The organism is Pectobacterium versatile, from assembly GCF_020166435.1.
Classification (GTDB): Bacteria; Pseudomonadota; Gammaproteobacteria; order Enterobacterales; family Enterobacteriaceae; genus Pectobacterium; species Pectobacterium versatile.
The window spans coordinates 402160-420560 of record NZ_JAINZP010000001.1 but is presented as its reverse complement, the minus strand read 5'-3'; the positions used below and the strand labels follow the sequence as shown (position 1 = coordinate 420560).

Sequence of the window (18401 nt, the reverse complement as noted above, 5' to 3'; positions counted from 1 at the left end):
AGCGCGTTTTTAAATAATAATTCTCTTTGACTTGGGATAATAAGATGAAAGCTAAAATATTGACGATGGTGGTAACCTCCTTAATCAGCTTAAGCTCCATGGCTGTGACGATTGACTATCGTCATGAAATGAAAGATACGGCAAAGAACGATCATAAAGACCGTCTGCTGATGTCCCACCGTTTTGGCAACGGTTTTGGCCTGTCAATGGAAGCCAAGTGGGGTCAATCTGACAACGATAAAACGCCAAATAAACCCTATAACGAAACGGTCAGCACCGGTACCGAAGTCACCGCTAGCTATCAGTACAAATTCGATAAAACCTTTGGTTTGGAAGCTGGCTTAAATATGGTTTCCTCTTCAAAAGACAACAACTATCGTCCTTATATCAAAGGAACGGCCAACATCACAGATTCTCTGTACTATGGCCTGCGCTACCGTGCATCCTACCTGCGCAAAAGTGACAGCATTGGTACTTCAGCCCCTTCAGATATGAAAGGCTACACCATCACCAGTACATTGGGTTACAAACTGCCAGCGAATTTTGTCATTGAATACGAATTTGAATACGACAAGAAAACTAAAGCCGGTTCTGTTGGCTACCTCGCTGACAACGAGAACTATGACATGACCCACGATGTTAAACTGGCTTATAAATTCGACAAAAACTGGACGCCTTACGTTCAAGTCGGTAACGTTTCTGGTAGCAAAACTACTGATGAGCGTCAAACTCGCTACCGCGTTGGTGTACAATACAATTTCTAATGGCTAATGCCATCTAGATAATTGCTGCTATAAAATAGCGTTCTCTTTATTGGTTTGTTATTTCCTGTCTATAAAAACGGCGACGTTATTTCACGTCGCCGTTTTTTATGGCGTGCCATCCCTAGCCGCCCCCTTAAGAGCCGTTGCTGACGCAACGTTAAAAATCTCTCCCAGAAATTTTTTATTCTTCACATCAAACTAAATTAACAATCAGAAGCGATAGCCTACGCCAAACATAAAGGCCCATGGATCAAGTTTAGTATGGATACTTTGCTGATCGTTACCGGCTTTAAATTTCACATCAGTATCAATACCCATCCACCACACGGACATATTGACTAACCAATTCTTGTCCAGGTTGTAATCCAATCCAGCCTGCGCAGCCACACCCCAAGAATTCTTCAGGCTCAAATCGCTTAGGCCCGCACCTTTCCCCGTATCATTAAATTTCTCATCGAAGAACATCGTGTAGTTCAGACCAACGCCCAGATAGGGACGCAATTTATCCTGAGCGTCGCCAAAATAGTACTGTGCGACCAGAGACGGCGGCAGGTGCTTCACTTCTGCGATTGTTCCAGTGCTTTGTAAGCCGACTTTATGGTTAAACGGGGTGGCCGCCAACAATTCAACACCGATATTATCCGTCACCATATAGCTGAAGGTCAGACCCAGTTGAGTATTGTTATTAACCTGAAACTCCCCCAACCCCAGCACATTGTCCGAACTTTCAGCAGGGCGCACGGTTGCTGAACCCGCCCGAACAATGAAATCACCCGCTTGATGAGCCTGTGCCAATGCAGGCATGAGCGCCGCCGCCAACAATAAGAAAGATGTCTTTTTCATTACCCACTCCATTTATAGGGTTTAAATTTCGAGCGAAATATACCCATAAGTAGGTATTCTTGTTTTAAGCCAGATCACATCTTTTGAAGATTTTACGACCAAATTGAACTAAATCATTTATTGGTAACCAATTAAAATCTATAGATTTGATCCAAATCAAAAAACAAGGCACAGAGCACAGAGCACAGAGCACAGAGCACAGAGCACAGAGCACAAATATGGTTCATCGCAAGCTAGCGTGAACCAATAGAAAACGGCAGTCAGAACGTTTAGATTTGTATTCGTTAAAACACATCCTGAATCTTCAAAAACTGCCGTCGTTATGAATGCTAACCTGACTTCTCGACCGTCATGTTGCCGTGGCTGCAACCGGAATATTAATCCTACTTCACGATCTTTCCCTACGACACGTCAGGGAGCGTGAATTGTTCCACTGGAAAGTCTGGCTGGATCTATCTGTTCACCGCCTGCACCGTCCTGCTGCATTATGACCAAGAAAATCGACTGGCTGCCTGAACGCCAGCGATACACCGCCACCCAGTCAATGTGAGACGCGCGGCACATGGGAAGTGGAACAGTTCAAACTAGTGTCATTCAAATGTAGAAAGGTCTGGTGACACAGGTCGACCGAGTGGCGGCGGATAACCATCGGCTTTCCGAACAGGCAAATCGCCAATCCCACTAGCTAAAAATCGCAACTGAACAAGCCAACATCTGGAGCAAACGGAACGTTTACATACCTCGGTGTTGCTGTTTATCCAGCCCTCAACAGAGGCTGATGTTAGCTCGATGATTGACCAGAGAGAGATGACGCCACGCATTCCGGCAATGAGGTGAACCGCTGAGGGATCAAACTCGTGGTAAAAAAATAGCGACCATACCTCGGATCGCTATTTTCCTCACTGGCTTACCAGTCGTAGGTTACCGCATAGAGTAATGCCCGCCGTTGTTGCTTTTGTTGCAAATAACGGGCAGAGCGAATATGGCGATAAGTACGTGATTGAGCCTCTAACCAACGACTTCTTCTACGCTGAACCTGACGCAACATCCGCCAGCGGGCCACTTCATTCCGACTGCGTTTCATTATACGACTCTTGTTAATCCACTCACACCGGACATTATACCCCCCTAATGCGTGACGACAATCGGTGAATCCCCCTCTCCACCATTGTCTTCTTACTCATAACTTTTTTATGCCCTATAAAGGCCGTAGTCGCACGATAAATCCGTTTAGGTGCTACCTTGAATATAGCAACAAAACAGAGCTGCCGATATCAGGACATGCTCGAATGGGGATATGGGGATATGGGGATATATAATTAAAATTGGCATTTCAGATGGAAAATGTTATTACGCTCAGCTATAAATAAATAGCACGATGCTTCCCCCTGTATTGTTATGAGTTTTTCATTTAAAAGAAAAATATATAAAAGAATATATAATATGACAGTTATAACTAATGGTATTAATCAAAAAAAATATCCCTATCACGCGTGTTAATGAGTCGGTAAAAATAGAATTTACATTTGATACAAATGGCGCCCCAGAGACTAAAAATGCCAGAATAGAAGCTTTGGTTATACCCGATGGGATTATTACTGATATGTATCACCTATCTGGATCTAAATTTGAACAGTCTTCAGATGAAAAGAGTGCTAGTGTTATTAGTACCGCAGAGAAAAGTTCTGGATGGGGTAAGGATAGATACATTACATTGCTATTTAAATCTCTGCCAAAAGGTAATGATAATTATATTGTAGGCACGCTATATTATTACAATGCTGATAATGTTGTTGGATTGGGTATTCCCCTTATAGTTAAACTAAATGACTAAATAGCTTTGCATCAGAGTACGGTGAGCGCTCCATCGGGGTTTCCCGTTGTGAGCGCGATGGAGACGTTCCCAACTAATGCGGGGCATGGAAAGCTTTTTTCATTCGCTGAAAATGGAATGTATCCACGGTGAATATGTTGGTAGCAGGGAAGTGACAAGAACAATAATACTTTATTATATCAAGTGTGATTATAACCGCAGGCGTCGGCATAGTGCTGATGGCGGTCTTAGCTCGGAACAGTGTGAAAATCAGAGCCTTACTTAGGACTGAGTCCAATTTACGTGGATAAGATCATTTCGCCAACTGGCAACAAGCTCCAGCGGCGTGAAATAATCCGCACAGTAACCTTACTTAAACCGGCTCTGGAAGCACTCCTGTCACAAATAAAAATCACGGGGAACCAGCGACCGAATGGCATTGTCTATCGCCACAGAGAATATGGCCTTACTGAAATCCAGCATTTACACTTCGTTTTTCTACCGCGATTGCGCAAAGGTGAGCAAAAAATTAGTTACTCTTTCTCGTCCATCGGGCAATTCAGGAACACCGCTGTAAAACGATCTGGCATTCGTCGCCGTAATCCGTACCATACACGCCATGATCGTGCAGACCGTGTTGGCGTCTGCGCTGAACCGTTTTCCATCCGCAATGCCTTTTGCAACGAGCACAGATAAAAATGTCAGAAAATCAACAAATTAAACATAAACAACAATACAATTTGAACAAATTGCAAAAGCGCCTGCGTCGTAACGTCGGCGAAGCTATCGCTGATTTTAATATGATCGAAGAAGGCGACCGCATTATGGTGTGCCTGTCTGGCGGGAAAGATAGCTTCACCATGCTGGAAATTTTGCGCAATCTGCAACAGAGCGCGCCGATTAACTTTTCTCTGGTCGCGGTGAATCTGGATCAGAAGCAGCCTGGATTCCCTGAGCACGTTCTGCCGCAGTACCTTGATAGCATCGGAGTGGAATACAAGATCGTCGAAGAAAATACCTACGGGATTGTGAAAGACAAGATTCCAGAAGGAAAAACCACCTGCTCGCTGTGTTCACGCCTGCGCCGCGGGATTTTGTATCGTACCGCGACGGAGCTCGGCGCAACGAAAATTGCCCTCGGTCACCACCGTGACGATATTCTGCAAACGCTGTTCCTGAACATGTTCTATGGCGGAAAGCTGAAAGGCATGCCGCCGAAGCTGATGAGCGACGACGGTAAACATATCGTCATCCGCCCTCTTGCTTACTGCCGTGAGAAAGATATCGAACGCTTTGCTGAAGCCCGTCAATATCCGATTATTCCGTGCAACCTGTGCGGATCGCAGCCAAATCTGCAACGTCAGGTGATTAAAGATATGCTGCGCGACTGGGACAAACGCTATCCTGGCCGTATTGAGACCATGTTCAGCGCCATGCAGAACGTTGTGCCATCTCATCTTGCCGACCATGCGCTGTTCGATTTTAAAGGCATTCGTCACGGTAGCGACGTGGTGGATGGTGGCGATCTGGCTTTTGACCGTGAAGAACTGCCGTTGCAGCCCGTTGGCTGGCAGCCGGAAGAAGATGACGACGTGCCATCCGTGACCCGCCTTGACGTGCTGGAAATAAAGTAAGCGCGACATTCCCGTGAGGGAATGGCATTACCATAACGAATAGAGACACGGTGGCAAGAAGCAGCGGTTGCTGTTTCACCACCGTGTTTTTTATTGCTATTCTCTGCCGCGTAGAGCGCCGCTATCGGTCTTGCAGTGGTTCAGTGACAGGCTCGTGTTCCGGCCCTGTCGGCGGCGGATCAGGAATGGGCGGAGGATCGGGAAGCGGACGAGGTGTCGGATCGTTCGGTATAATGGGAATCGGTTCAACCGGAACCGTGTCGGCTTGCAGATAATCCGTGGCGTCTTGAGTGAGCATATTTTCCTCCTCGGTGTTGGATACTGTTAAGGCAAATCCAGCTACTGAAGCAGTACAGACATGCGTTACGGCTGACCAAACAGCGCCAGCGCTTCCCTTTAAGCCTAGTAAGCTAATGAATAAAATGCCAAAGGCATTTTACAACGTCGCCTGCGACGGCCCGAAGGGTGTGGCGCGTAGCCCACCATAATAAAATGCCAAAGGCATTTGGCAACGTCGCTTGAGGAATAGCGGAAAAGGTCAGGATCGAGGGGCAAAAAAAAGCCGACAAAACTGTCGGCATGGTGTGAATCAATTGTGCTATGCAGTAATTCAAAAAAGGAAGTAAGACAATATGGAGCGCAACGCCCATCGCTTGACGTTGCATTCACCTGCGGGAATGATAGTGCCGCACAACAGGGTAAAAAATGTTGATATTGCTCAATTTACGCGTGGTTTTTTAGCTGTTCACGACAGTTTGTGATTATCTGCGCACCCGTTCGGCACGAGTCGTTATAGCCATTTACTGCGTTTTAACCACCATGCAACGCCGCCCACCAATATCACCAACATCAGGCAGAACGTGAAAAAACCAAACGGCGCATCGCCGCCGGGAATTCCCCCTAAGTTGACGCCAAATAAGCCGGTTAAGAACGTCGTCGGCAGGAAAACCATCGCCAAAAGTGACATCGTATAGGTACGGCGGTTCATCGCTTCGGTCATCAAGGCGGTGATTTCATCCGAAAGTACCGTGGTACGCGCAATACTGGCATCCAGATCTTCCAGCCCGCGCCCTAATCGATCGGCGATTTCCTGCATTCTGCGGCGATCGTCATCCTGCATCCAGGGCAGTTTTTCGCCGGAAATACGCGAGAACACATCGCGCTGTGGCGTCATATAGCGGCGTAACACGATAAGCTGTTTGCGGATCAGCGCCAGCTCACCGCGCGGTGGAATTTTTTGCTCCAGCAAATCCTCTTCCAGATCGATGATTTTCTCATGCAAATCATCAATAAACTCGCTGGTATGATCGGTCAACGATTCCGCGATGGAGACCAACCAGCTTCCGCTGTCCGTCGGGCCATTGCCTTCCTTCAGGTCGGTAAGAATTTCGTCGATAGCCAGAATCTTACGACGTCGGGTAGAAATGATCAGCTTGTCGGTAATGAACACCCGAACGGCCACCAGTTGATCTGGCCGCGCATTGGCATTCAGGTTAATGCTGCGCAGCGTGATCAGCGTACCTTCCCCCAAACGCGTGACTCTGGGGCGAGCGCTCTCCCCCGCCAACGCATTGCGTACGCTATCCGGCACCAGCGTCGTTTTATTCAGCCAACGCACGCTGGCGGGCAATGTAGAATCCAGGTGTAGCCAGCAGGGTTTTTCGCTGTTAACCACATCCTGCTCACCAATCGGGGTCACGCCCCCCTTCCCATCCAACTGATACGCATGAACCGCACCGCTGTGTTGCAACTCTTTTCCTGCAAAGGATTCCACGTCTTGCCTCCAACGGTTTTTACTATCAGCGCTTTTGCTATCAGTTTTGCACGCTACCAGCCAGAGTGACCATCACGATCGCTCCGGCTTTATCGCCACATCATTCGATGTATTAATACGGTACTTAATGTTTTTCGATGTAAAGCATCTGGCTGTACGCCACGTCTTCAGGGTTAGTAATGGGATAGCCCTTCACCCAGGGCTTGATCAAGCGTCCGTTGGTATATTGATAGATCGGCGCAATCGGTGCTTCATCCATCAAGATTTGCTCAGCTCGGTTGTAGTCCGTATTCAGCGCCTGCGGGTTAGTCTGATTGCCTGCTTCATCCAGAATGCGATCGTAATTCGCATTTTTAAAGCGTGCGATATTTCCGCTGTGATGTGAGGCCAGCAGCGAGAGGAATGTCGACGGTTCGTTGTAATCACCGACCCAAGACGCCCGCACGACGTCAAAATTACCGCTATTGCGGCTGTCGATGTAGGTTTGCCACTCTTGGTTAGACAGGCGCACGTCTACACCCAGCGTTTTCTTCCACATGGAGGCCACGGCAATCGCGATCTTCTGGTGACTTTCCGACGTGTTGTACAACAGCGATAATTTCAACGGATTATTTGGGCCGTAACCTGCGGCTGCCATCAGCGCTTTTGCCTGCGCATCCAGCTCATCCTGAGAATATTGCTGCAACAGGCTTTCCGTTGGTTTGAAGCCCGCGGTGACATCCGGCGTAAAGTGCCAGGCTGGCTTTTCGCCTGTGCCCAATACTTTTTCCGCAATCACTTTACGGTCGATGGCGTAAGACAGCGCTTTTCGCACTCGTACGTCATTGGTCGGCGCACGCTGCGTGTTAAACGCATAATAGTAGGTGCCAAGTTGCTCTGGCGTATAAACCTGACCGGGCAAGTCTTTCAGCAGCTTCTGGTACAGGTTTTTAGGAAATGACTCGGTGATATCGATATCACCGGACAGATAGCGTTTTGTCGCGTTCGATTCCTGATTGATCGGAACAAAGGTTACCTTCGTCAGGCGCGTGTTAGCGTTATCCCAATAATATTGATTCTGCGTGAGCACCAGTTTCTCATTCACGACGCGATGATCCAGCTTAAACGCGCCATTTCCGACCAAATTTCCCGGCTTCGTCCAGTCGTTTCCGAATTTTTCTACCGTAGCTTGATGTACCGGGAACAAGCTAAAATTCGCCGTAAGGCTAACAAAATAAGGCACTGGCTTGCTAAGTTGCACTTTCAGCGTGTGGTCATTGACGGCCGTCACGCCAAGCTGATCGGCTGGCAACTTGCCCGCAAGAATCTGCTCAGCATTCTGAATCCCCGCAAGTCGGGCAAACCAGGCGAATGACGAGCTGTTTTCAGGCGTGACCAGACGACGCCAGCTGTAAACAAAATCCTTTGCCGTAACGGGTTCACCGTTAGACCAGCGGGCATTATCTCGCAGGGTAAAGATAAACGTGCGGTTATCGGTCGTCTGCCAACGCAGCGCTACGCCAGGGACGATGTCACCCTTGGCATCCTGATTGACCAGCCCTTCAAACAGATCGCGCGCCACCTGCGCTTCCATCAACCCCACCGCTTTTATCGGATCGAGAGAAGCTGGTTCATCTTTAATGTGGCGGACGATTTCTTGCTTTTCAGCCAGAATCGTTCCCGCCGGAACCTGCGCCGCGACAGCATTGCCCGTCATGGCCGCCATCAACGCGGCATAAAATGCAGAATATCCATAGTGCATGATGATTTGACCTGAAAGCGTAATGAATTGATTGAAGAATATAATAGTCAGAAATCAGCGCTATCATCCAGCGATACCCCGCAATTTGTCAGCCTGCATCGCCGTTTGCGTCTCCGGGCCGATTTTTTTATGATGAAACGCATAGGCAATCACAGGGCGGTATCATGGAAAACACAATCATTCCTCTTCAGGCGCGCCAGCAACGAGGTAATTTGCCGTCGCTGGGCGAACCGTATGGGAAATCGCTGCTGGGCGCACCATTACTCTACTTTCCAGCCGAATTAGCCCCTTCAGAGAGCGGACTGATTATTGCCGGAACACACGGTGATGAGACTGCGGCAGTGGTAGCGCTTTCCTGCGCGCTGCGTACCCTCTTTTCAGGCCAGCGTCGCCACCATGTGATTCTTGCGGTGAACCCGGATGGCTGTCAGTTGGGGCTGCGTGCCAACGCTAACGGCGTCGATCTCAATCGCAATTTTCCGGCCAGTAACTGGCAGCCGGGGAAGACGGTCTACCGCTGGAATAGCGCCGCAGATGAACGTGATGTCGAGCTATCTACCGGTGAAACCGCGGGTTCAGAGCCGGAAACAAAAGCCCTTTGCACGCTGATTGAGAAACTTAATCCTCACTGGGTTGTCTCTTTTCATGAGCCACTCGCCTGCATTGAGGATCCACATCGTTCCGATCTGGGTCGATGGTTGGCGCAACAGTGCGAGCTGCCGTTAGTATCGAGTATCGGTTACGACACACCTGGCTCTTTCGGAAGTTGGTGCGCCGATCGTTCGCTTCATTGCATTACCGCTGAGCTTCCGCCAATCTCGGCAGATGCCGCCAGCGAATGCTACTTGAAAGCGATGGTGGCATTGCTAAGCCAGCAATTTTAATCGTAATTTTTATACCAATGTTGCTAATGTTGCCCTAAACTGAGCAGCGTGTTAATCACCTGTAATTAAGGACGCAAACATGTCACAGAACGTACATTTTCAAGGCAATCCTGTGCCAGTAGCAGGGTCATTCCCAGCCAAAGGAAGCAAAGCCCCAGCATTTACTCTGGTGGCTAAAGATCTGTCCGATACCCCGCTGAGCAACTATGCTGGCAAGCGCAAAATCCTGAATATTTTCCCAAGCATCGATACCGGTGTTTGTGCCGCGTCCGTGCGCAAATTCAACCAACTGGGTTCTGAACTGGATAACACCGTTGTTCTGTGTATCTCTTCCGATCTGCCGTTCGCGCAGTCCCGCTTTTGCGGCGCGGAAGGTCTGAACAACGTCGTTGTGCTGTCTACCCTGCGTGGCGGTGAGTTTAAAGAAAACTATGGCGTTGCTATTGCTGATGGCGCGCTGAAAGGCCTGACCGCTCGCGCGGTTGTCGTACTGGATGAAAACGACAACGTGCTGCATAGCGAACTGGTGAACGAAATCACCACTGAACCAGACTACGACGCAGCACTGGCTGTTCTGAAATAAGCGACACTGGCATTACGTGAAAAACGGCTGCGCAAGCAGCCGTTTTGTTATTTACTCCTCGTCATCCCCCGCCGATTTGCGTTGGCTGAGCCCATATTCCCGCAGTTTGTTGGCTATCGCCGTGTGCGATACCCCTAAGCGTTTCGCCAGTTTGCGTGTGCTTGGATAGGATTGATAAAGGCGGGTCAGCACGGAGCGCTCGAAGCGCTTGTTGATGTCGTCCAGCGAGCCATCAAGCAGGGTTTCATCTTGCGGCACATCAATCGAAAACGCCGGGAGATCGATGTCCTGCATATGCAGTTCGTTACCTTCCAACTGCGTCAGCGCCCGATAAATGGTATTTCTCAATTGACGAACGTTACCCGGCCAGCCGTACTGCGGCAGGAAATGTTCCACATCTGCGGCCAATTTGGGACGCGAAATCCCCTGTTCGTCGGCAAAGCGCGCCACGAAAAGCTCGGCCAGCGGCATAATATCCGCCGGACGTTCGCGCAGCGGCGGTAACATCAGCGTGAGTACATTGAGGCGATAATAAAGATCCTCCCGGAACTCACCGCGCTGCACCAGTTCCAATAAATTTTTCTTGGTCGCGCAAATCACTCGCACATCGACATGGACTTCGTGATCTTCACCGACGCGGCGGAATGTTCCGTCATTCAGGAAACGCAGCAATTTGGTCTGCATCTGTGCCGACATTTCACCAACTTCATCCAGCAGAACCGACCCACCGTTCGCCTGTTCGAAGAAGCCTTTCTTGCCTTCCTGCGCATTGAGATACGCGCCGGGCGCATGGCCGAACAGCTCGCTCTCCATCACATCATCGGGTAACGCCGCGCAGTTCAGTGCCAGGAAAGGATTCTTGCCACGCGGCCCGCGCAGGTGGCAGGCACGCGCCAACATATCTTTGCCCGTCCCCGTGTCGCCCACGATCAGCAGCGGCGCGTCCAGCATTGCTAATTTGCGCGCCTGCTCAACCACCTGACGCATTTTCGGACTCACAGCCACGATATGATCGAATTCATTTTCATCGTTCACGGCGAGATTCTGCAACTGTCGGCCCATGCGAGCGGCCGATTTCAGCATCACCAGCGCGCCCGCCGTTGCCACTTTCCCGGCATCATCTTCCAGACGGACTGGCGTCATTTCCAGCAAGAAATCCTGACCGCGAATCACCACACGCTCCGCCACGACAGCGCTGTTCTTTTCCAGCCAACTGGCAAAATTGAAACTGGGGATCATGCTGCCAATCGTTAATTCGCTGATGGTCTCTGCCGATTGTTCAAACAGCGCCAACGCGGCAGGGTTAAACAGCTCCAACTTTCCTTTCATATCCAACGAGAATACGGGTTCAGGCATCGATTCCAGCAGCGCATTCAACGCCCGATGTTCACGTTCAGAGGGCATGAACGCCACGGTACGCACATCGCTAACGCTTTCAATACGGCGGATTTCCGTCATCAGCAGACGGAAATCATCAAAATCGAGGGTGGCAAAATTGAGGTAGATACGACCAATAGACGCAATTTCAATGCCACGTAAATCAATATTACGTGACGCAAGTAAATCTAACAGTTCACGGACCATACCAATGCGGTCTTCACAAATCACTTCCAGATGCATCAACGGCTACCTTCTTCAAGAGACACGACATGGCTATTGCTATTGATAATACCCTTTCGTTTGCACCGGATGAAGTAAGGTGGCAGCAAAAGTTGACACATCTGTATGTTTTTTCCACGTCAATGACGAAACGGGGTTAAGACAGCGGCATCGTTGCCATCGCCACAATGGTTCGAATGCCTTCCAGATAGTTACCGAGGCGTAAATTTTCATCAAAACTATGCTGATTATTATCGGCATTCACCAGAGGAACGATGACGTAAGGCACTTTCAATACGCTGACCACGCCGCTCATCGGCAGCGTCCCGCCCATCATACGATTCTTCTCCGGTGCGATACCGCGCGCGCGACGGCCCAGTGACCCAGCGGGGAGTCGATCTCCGTTCTCGTTGCATAGGCGCTGCTCGGATAGGCCGTCAGGTTCAGGGAAATCAGGTGCGGATACTGTTCGCGTTCGGCCTGTGTTGGTGCTTCACCGGCAATGATATGAAAGCCTTTGCTGGCGATATACTGGCGTAACAACGCATACATATCATCCGGCGGCGTTTCCGGCACGGTGCGAATATTCACGCTAGCCGTTGCGGTTGACGGAATGGCATTCGACGCTTTTTTGCCCGTATCGCCCGCTTTAATGCCGAGAATATCCAGCGAAGGATATTGCACCGCCTCTGCCGCATTGCTGGCGACATTCTCTAGCCGCGCAATACCAAAGCGTTTTTCCAACGCGCCAGCAGGAGGGGCGGTCTCCGCCACCTGTTTTTTATCGCTATCGCTAAGCGTGACGCGGTCATAGTAACCGGGGATGGTGACCTTACCATCCGCATCTTTCATGCTGGCCAACAACGTAGCCAAGTTTTGCACCGGATTGGGAATGACATTGCCATAGCCGCCACTGTGCGCCGCCGCGTTCGCACCAAAAACCGTCATATCGATCTGGATTGACCCACGATTGCCAAAGTTGATGCCAGGGCGGTTGCTAGACGGCATCGCGCCGTCATAAATCACCATGCCGTCGCTTTTCAGCAGCGTCAGGTTGTCGGCCATGACCGCGAGAAACATGACAATCGGCCCTTTATCATCAGCCGAGGCATGGGCAAAGAGGCACCATTCTGGATTGATATCCCCTGTCAGAAGACGTAACTCAGGCAGCGTTTGCCATTCGGTCGTATTCACGGGCTGGCCGTCAAAATGCATGTAGAACAAGATGGGTTCACGATCGGTTTTTGGCGTGCCCAGCTCAGCATAAACCAGCGGTTTATCACCATTTGTCAGCTGTTGCGTGGAGAAGCCACGCTTCTGAAAAGCCTTTTCCAGCCAGTCGGTATTACGCTGGATATCCGCAGGCACGGCAGCATCATTTGGCAACGTGAGTAATTCGAGATATTCAGGGAAGCTGTTTTGCGCGTAACGTTCCGCATCGGTGGGTGCCAGTACCAGCTGTGCGCTGGCAGGTAAGCAACGATAAACGACGATGGCACACTACCTGCACCATCGTCTTCACCCCTAACGCCCTTTTTGCAGCGTTTCTTTCACCTGACCAATCAACTCGCGGCGGAAATCACCAAGGCGCGGTTTATCATCCAGCCACGGCAGCGGGCGGCACAGTTCCATCGCTTTGATACCCAAGCGTGCAGTCAGCAGCCCTGCGCCAATACCCTGTGCTGCACGGGCTGATAGCCGTGCTGCAAGATCCTGCGACATCCAGTCCATGCCAATTTCCCGCACCAGCTCTGATGCGCCAGCAAACGCGATATTGACCAGCACCAGTCGGAACAGGCGAATACGACTGAAATAGCCAAGTTCGATGCCATACAACGCGGCAATACGATTAATCAAGCGCAGATTGCGCCAAGCAATAAAGGCCATATCCACCAGCGCCAGCGGACTGACGGCGATCATCAAGGTGGATTCTGCTGCCGAGCGGCTAATTTCACGCCGCGCCTGCGTATCCAGTACGGGCTGAACCAGACGCGCATAAAGCTCCAGCACTTCGCGGTCATTGTGAGTTTCGTGGAGTGAAGCCTGCCAACGCTGTATCGCCGGATGACCGCTATCCAATCCTGCCTGCCGTGCCAGTTTTTCACAGAATTCGCGCCCGCGCCCCACACCGTGACTGTGCAACAAATCGCGAGCCACATCACGTTCTTCCGCCCGTTCTCTCAAACGATAAAGCCGCCGCCACTCGACAGCCAGCGAGCCAACGCCCGCCGCCACAATCAGGCTACCTGCGGTAATGCCACCCAGCGCAATCCAGTCCTGCTGAACCCAGGCGCTGTGCAGCGACTGCACGCCCTGCGCCAGCGCGCTGATGCCAAACAGCCCGATCCCCGCCATCACCATACGCCGCCACAGGCTGCGCTTCGGCCGCAGCGCCGCGCTGATCGCCTCTTCCGCCACGCCTTCTTCTGGCACTTCTTCTTCGCGGCTGATCGGGGAAAATGGCGTGCCGCTCTGCTCGTCAAATGCCAACCCGGCACGCAACTGCGGCTGTGGCTCTTGCGGTGAGACGTCATCGAACGTGACGCGGGGTTTCAGTGGCTCGTTCATCGCAATTTATCCTTTAACAGAAAGTCCATGACCGTATCCAACCGGATATGCGGCAACGGCGCGTCTACCGTCATTTCTCGCGGACGAAATTGATCGAAGTGGAAGCCCTGCGTTTGCCAGAATGCCGCACTTGGTAAACGCGCAGGCACTTCACCGGGATAGACGGTCAATGGCTGACCGTCGCTGAGTCGATGCCCTTTCAGCGCTGGAATTTTCTGTCCCTGATGATCGACCATCCCGCTCTGCGTTGACTGGATCGACGCAATACCTTCACAGCGCATATCGATGCCTTCAAACGCGGCGTTCTGCCACGCCTCTTGCACCAATTGCTGAAGCAACGACACCAGATTGGCGTGCTGGTCGGCGGTAATGTGATCCGCTTTACTCGCCGCAAACATCAGCTTGTCGATGCAAGGCGAGAACAAACGCCGGAACAGCGTGCGCTTCCCGTAATGAAAACTTTGCATTAGTTGGGTCAGCGCCAGCCGCATATCGTTAAACGCATGAATGCCGCTATTGAGCGGTTGCAGGCAATCGACCAGAACAATCTGCCGATCGAAGCGCACAAAGTGATCCTTATAAAATCCTTTGACGACCGACTGACAGTAATAATCAAAACGCTTGCGCAGCATGCCGATGTTGGTTTTCTCATCCGCCTGCGCCAGCTTGGCTTCACCGATATTATTCACCTGCGGCCAAGGGAAGAATTGCAGCACCGGCGCGCCCGCCAGATCGCCCGGCAGCACAAATCGGCCTGGCTGAATAAAGTGCAGTCCTTCCTGTTTGCAACGGTGCAGATAGTCGGTGTAGGCCTGCGCCACCTCGGCAAGCAGGTTTTCATCGGCCGGGGCCAACGGATCGATTTTCTCGCACAGCGCCAGCCAAGGTTTCGCCCATTCAATGCGTCCTCCTTGCAGCAAGCCGCTCATCTGCTGCGACCAGCTTAGATAGGTCTGCTCCAGCAGCGGCAGATCCAGCAGCCACTCGCCGGGGTAATCGACAATTTCCAGATAGAGCGTCGAGGTGTCTTTAAAGTGACGAAGCAGCGAATCCTTGGAGCGATAGCGCAGCGCCAGACGAATCTCACTCACGCCGCGCGTCGGCGTCGGCCAACCCGGCGGGGAACCATACAGCGCCGCCATGCCTTCATCATAGGCAAAACGTGGCACGCCCAGATCGCGCTGCGGCACGCGTTTCACACCCAGCAAACGCTCTTCACGCACGGGGGAAAACATCGGCAGATGTGCACCGCTGTGGGTATTCAATAATTGATTGACGAACGCGGTGATAAACGCGGTTTTGCCACTGCGGCTCAACCCGGTGACGGCAATCCGCAGGTGGCGATCCACGCCGCGATTGACCAGTGAGTTAATTTCGTTCTGTAGTCGACTCATTGAATGATCCATCACTCCTGTAGTTGCCAAAGCGTGTGGTTGAAAAAGCGTGTAGCTGCGAGTAGGTAGTTACGAAAGCGCATTCAGGCTACCGCATTGATTGCGGAGAAAAAAGCAGTGCAAACGTTATCCACTATGAATCTTATGGACAACGTCTCTGCGGCGGCTATAACTCATGAATGTCACAACCGATGAAAAATTACAGGTGACGAAAGCGGTTCTGAACACCAAACGTATCCGAGGTGACATAGCGTTCAATGTTGCGCAAGCGCTGTTCGCTGGCCTGCAAGGTCGCATCCGCTTCATTCAGCAGTTGGCTGGGTGTGCGAGCCGCTTTTTCATCCTCAAACCCCATTCCCGCCGGAGCCGGGTCGAGCATAAAGGTCAGAATGATGTAGGCCACCATGGTGAAAAAGAACAGGCCGAAAAATATCGACAGCACCGTAATCAGCCGCACGAGTTTCACTGGTACGTCAAAGTAACGTGCTAAACCAGCGCAAACCCCTTTCAGCATGCCTTCTTCCGGTATGCGGTATAACGTTTTACCTGACCACGTATTTTTCATTACGACTTTCTCCAGTCCGGGTGTTCTGCATCCAGAATGTCTTCCAGCGCTCTGATACGCTCACGCATACGGGTGGATTCTTCCGTTAAACGTGTGAGACGTTGCATATCGTTTTGTCCCAGTTGAGCACTGTTTTTACGCTGACTGTAATGTAGCCAAAGCCATATCGGTGCCACAAACAACATGAAAATGGTCAGCGGAATGGCAAGAAACAACGCACTCATTGTGTCTCCTTAGTTATTATTCACACGTCGGTGGCTGCCGTTTTCTAACGACAGCCCATCCGATAGCGTTTACGCGCTTATGACTCTTTACTCTGCTGGCTTAACTTTAGCCTTAAGTGCCGCCAACTGCGCGCTGATTTCATCGTCCGCTTTCAGCTCGGCAAACTGCTGATCCAGCGATTTTTGTTTCCCCAACCCGTGGCTTTCCGCTTCCGCTTCCATCGTGTCGATACGGCGTTCGAACTGATCGAAACGCGCCATGGCTTCATCCAGTTTGCCGCTATCCAACTGGCGGCGCACATCGCGTGACGATGCCGCAGCCTGATGGCGCAGCGTCAGCGCCTGCTGGCGAGCACGGGTTTCGCTTAATTTGTTTTCCAGCTCGCCGATTTCACGCTTCATCCGCTCCAGCGTTTCGTCCACGCTTTCGGCTTCATGCTGCAACACCGCGATCAGGTCGGTCAGCTTCTGCTTTTCAATCAGCGCCGCACGAGCCAGATCGTCCTTATCTTTACGCAGCGCCAGCTCGGCTTTTTCCTGCCACTGCTCCTGCTGACCGTGCGCTTGTTCAATTCGGCGGGCAATCTGTTTCTTTTCTGCCAACGCCCGCGCTGAGGTTGAACGCACTTCAACCAGCGTATCTTCCATTTCCTGAATCATCAGCCGCACCAATTTCTGCGGATCTTCAGCTTTATCCAGCAAAGAATTGATGTTGGCGTTCACGATGTCGGCAAAACGAGAAAAAATACCCATAATTACATCCTCTTCATGATTTCCAGCGTCTGATTTATCACCGTGACCAACCGAGCCAGTCGCGATCTCACTATAGATATATCAATAAGCATGCCAACTTTTAATTTCATTTAACCGACTGAAAATAAAAGAATAGATAATTTTGACTATTTTTCCCTTTCCGTTAGATTAGTCAAATATGCTAACAGTTAGTAAAAATAACACGGTGGAACATCATGCTTCAGGAAAAAGAGAACCTGCTCGGCGAAGCCAACAGCTTTCTGGAGGTACTGGAACAGGTGTCGCAGTTGGCACAACTGAATAAACCTGTGCTGGTGATTGGCGAACGCGGTACCGGTAAAGAACTGATCGCCAACCGTCTGCATTATCTTTCCCCGCGTTGGCAAGGGCCGTTCGTTTCCCTCAACTGTGCGGCGCTCAACGAGAATCTGCTCGACTCCGAGCTATTTGGTCATGAGGCGGGGGCTTTTACAGGGGCGCAGAAACGCCATCTGGGACGCTTCGAACGCGCTGACGGCGGAACGCTGTTTTTGGATGAACTGGCTACTGCGCCAATGCTGGTGCAGGAAAAATTACTGCGAGTGATCGAATACGGCATGCTGGAGCGTGTCGGTGGCCGAGATCAGCTACAGGTTGATGTGCGTCTGGTGTGCGCAACTAACGACGATCTGCCTGCGCTTGCCGCCAGCGGTAAATTCCGTGCGGACCTGCTCGATCGTCTGGCCTTTGATGTTGTGCAACTTCCGCCGCTGCGTGAACGCCAACAGGACATCATGTTGCTGGCGGATAACTTTGCCATTCAAATGTGCCGCGAATTGCATCTGCCGCTGTTTCCCGGTTTTACGTCTGCCGCGCGCGAGACGCTGCTGAATTACGACTGGCCGGGCAATATTCGTGAGCTGAAAAACGTGGTTGAACGTTCGGTGTATCGCCACGGCGACAGCGAGCAACCTCTCGATGCCATCATTCTGAACCCCTTCCGCCAAACTCCAGCTGTTCAGGAAACGCCATCGCGTACGGTAATCGGCCAGCCGGATTTACCGCTGGAGATGAAACCGTGGCTGTTGGAACAAGAGAAAGGCTTGATCGATCGGGCATTGAATCAGGCAAAATTTAACCAGCGTAAGGCTGCTGAACTGCTGGGATTAACCTATCACCAACTGCGTGGATTGCTAAAGAAACACGATATTGTGGTGAATGAGTAAGAGGCGGGAAAGAAAATGCGGGCGAATTAACGCCCGCACGATAATCAATAGCTTAAT

Annotated in this window: 19 protein-coding genes and 2 pseudogenes; 8 read left to right on the top strand and 13 right to left on the bottom strand. The window is 51.0% G+C overall.

Annotated elements, in window-relative coordinates:
- The first annotated feature begins 44 nt into the window (after positions 1–44).
- The gene (locus K7X24_RS01880) at positions 45–764 is read left to right on the top strand and encodes an oligogalacturonate-specific porin KdgM family protein (RefSeq protein WP_224552548.1); all 720 of its coding nucleotides are present in this window, start codon (positions 45–47) and stop codon (positions 762–764) included.
- A 210-nt stretch (positions 765–974) separates the two neighbouring features.
- Here the strand turns inward: K7X24_RS01880 and ompW are convergent, their stop codons facing one another.
- Entirely contained in the window at positions 975–1607 is a 633-nt protein-coding gene (gene ompW / locus K7X24_RS01875; protein ID WP_224552546.1) for an outer membrane protein OmpW, read from the bottom strand.
- Between the two features lie 907 nt (positions 1608–2514).
- Positions 2515–2691, bottom strand: a complete 177-nt coding sequence (locus K7X24_RS01870) for a YciY family protein (RefSeq protein ID WP_157983758.1) — start codon at positions 2689–2691, stop codon at positions 2515–2517.
- Positions 2692–3066: 375 nt separating this feature from the next.
- Here K7X24_RS01870 and K7X24_RS01865 point away from each other — a divergent pair, with 375 nt between their 5' ends.
- From K7X24_RS01865 to ttcA, 4 genes and pseudogenes are all read left to right on the top strand, one after another.
- Positions 3067–3441 (top strand): hypothetical protein, encoded by a 375-nt coding sequence (locus K7X24_RS01865; RefSeq protein ID WP_224552544.1) that lies wholly within the window; start codon positions 3067–3069, stop codon positions 3439–3441.
- 85 nt (positions 3442–3526) lie between these two features.
- Positions 3527–3706, top strand: a pseudogene (locus K7X24_RS01860) (IS3 family transposase); the annotation flags it as partial.
- 68 nt (positions 3707–3774) lie between these two features.
- Positions 3775–4041 (top strand): annotated as a pseudogene (locus tag K7X24_RS01855) (site-specific integrase); the annotation flags it as partial.
- Between the two features lie 77 nt (positions 4042–4118).
- The gene (gene ttcA, locus K7X24_RS01850) at positions 4119–5054 is read left to right on the top strand and encodes a tRNA 2-thiocytidine(32) synthetase TtcA (protein ID WP_224552542.1); all 936 of its coding nucleotides are present in this window, start codon (positions 4119–4121) and stop codon (positions 5052–5054) included.
- A gap of 121 nt (positions 5055–5175) precedes the next feature.
- Here ttcA and K7X24_RS01845 read toward each other — a convergent pair whose 3' ends face one another.
- The 3 genes from K7X24_RS01845 to K7X24_RS01835 all read right to left on the bottom strand — a co-directional run bounded on the left by K7X24_RS01845 (position 5176) and on the right by K7X24_RS01835 (position 8569).
- On the bottom strand, positions 5176–5352 hold the full coding sequence (locus K7X24_RS01845) for a hypothetical protein (protein ID WP_010295880.1): 177 nt from the start codon (positions 5350–5352) through the stop codon (positions 5176–5178).
- Between the two features lie 492 nt (positions 5353–5844).
- Entirely contained in the window at positions 5845–6828 is a 984-nt protein-coding gene (gene zntB, locus K7X24_RS01840; RefSeq protein ID WP_010295877.1) for a zinc transporter ZntB, read from the bottom strand.
- 124 nt (positions 6829–6952) lie between these two features.
- The gene (locus tag K7X24_RS01835; protein ID WP_318013116.1) at positions 6953–8569 is read right to left on the bottom strand and encodes a peptide ABC transporter substrate-binding protein; all 1617 of its coding nucleotides are present in this window, start codon (positions 8567–8569) and stop codon (positions 6953–6955) included.
- A 164-nt stretch (positions 8570–8733) separates the two neighbouring features.
- Between K7X24_RS01835 and mpaA the strand changes: the two genes are divergently transcribed.
- Entirely contained in the window at positions 8734–9453 is a 720-nt protein-coding gene (mpaA, locus tag K7X24_RS01830) for a murein tripeptide amidase MpaA (RefSeq protein WP_130639865.1), read from the top strand.
- Positions 9454–9532: 79 nt separating this feature from the next.
- Positions 9533–10036: a thiol peroxidase gene (gene tpx / locus K7X24_RS01825; RefSeq protein ID WP_039288920.1), complete on the top strand. Its 504-nt coding sequence runs from the start codon at positions 9533–9535 to the stop codon at positions 10034–10036.
- A gap of 51 nt (positions 10037–10087) precedes the next feature.
- On the opposite strand, the gene tyrR is transcribed toward tpx, so the two are convergent.
- The 8 genes from tyrR to pspA all read right to left on the bottom strand — a co-directional run bounded on the left by tyrR (position 10088) and on the right by pspA (position 17139).
- Entirely contained in the window at positions 10088–11656 is a 1569-nt protein-coding gene (tyrR, locus tag K7X24_RS01820; RefSeq protein WP_224552539.1) for a transcriptional regulator TyrR, read from the bottom strand.
- 136 nt (positions 11657–11792) lie between these two features.
- Complete coding sequence (locus K7X24_RS01815) at positions 11793–11972, bottom strand: hypothetical protein (RefSeq protein WP_224552537.1); 180 nt, start codon at positions 11970–11972, stop codon at positions 11793–11795.
- Entirely contained in the window at positions 11969–13003 is a 1035-nt protein-coding gene (locus tag K7X24_RS22060; protein WP_224552535.1) for a peptidase dimerization domain-containing protein, read from the bottom strand. The genes K7X24_RS01815 and K7X24_RS22060 overlap by 4 nt, the downstream gene beginning before the upstream one ends.
- Positions 13004–13159: 156 nt before the next feature.
- Entirely contained in the window at positions 13160–14203 is a 1044-nt protein-coding gene (locus K7X24_RS01805; protein WP_224552533.1) for a YcjF family protein, read from the bottom strand.
- Positions 14200–15597: a YcjX family protein gene (locus K7X24_RS01800; protein WP_224552531.1), complete on the bottom strand. Its 1398-nt coding sequence runs from the start codon at positions 15595–15597 to the stop codon at positions 14200–14202. Before K7X24_RS01800 ends, K7X24_RS01805 begins: the two co-directional genes overlap by 4 nt.
- A 199-nt stretch (positions 15598–15796) precedes the next feature.
- Entirely contained in the window at positions 15797–16162 is a 366-nt protein-coding gene (gene pspC, locus K7X24_RS01795) for an envelope stress response membrane protein PspC (protein WP_224552529.1), read from the bottom strand.
- Complete coding sequence (gene pspB / locus K7X24_RS01790) at positions 16162–16386, bottom strand: envelope stress response membrane protein PspB (protein ID WP_103860522.1); 225 nt, start codon at positions 16384–16386, stop codon at positions 16162–16164. The genes pspC and pspB overlap by 1 nt, the downstream gene beginning before the upstream one ends.
- An 87-nt stretch (positions 16387–16473) precedes the next feature.
- On the bottom strand, positions 16474–17139 hold the full coding sequence (pspA, locus tag K7X24_RS01785; protein WP_010295838.1) for a phage shock protein PspA: 666 nt from the start codon (positions 17137–17139) through the stop codon (positions 16474–16476).
- 215 nt (positions 17140–17354) lie between these two features.
- On the opposite strand from pspA, the gene pspF reads away from it, so the two are divergent.
- A complete protein-coding gene (gene pspF / locus K7X24_RS01780; RefSeq protein ID WP_224552527.1) occupies positions 17355–18344 on the top strand; it encodes a phage shock protein operon transcriptional activator in 990 nt (329 codons plus the stop codon).
- Positions 18345–18401: the final 57 nt, after the last annotated feature.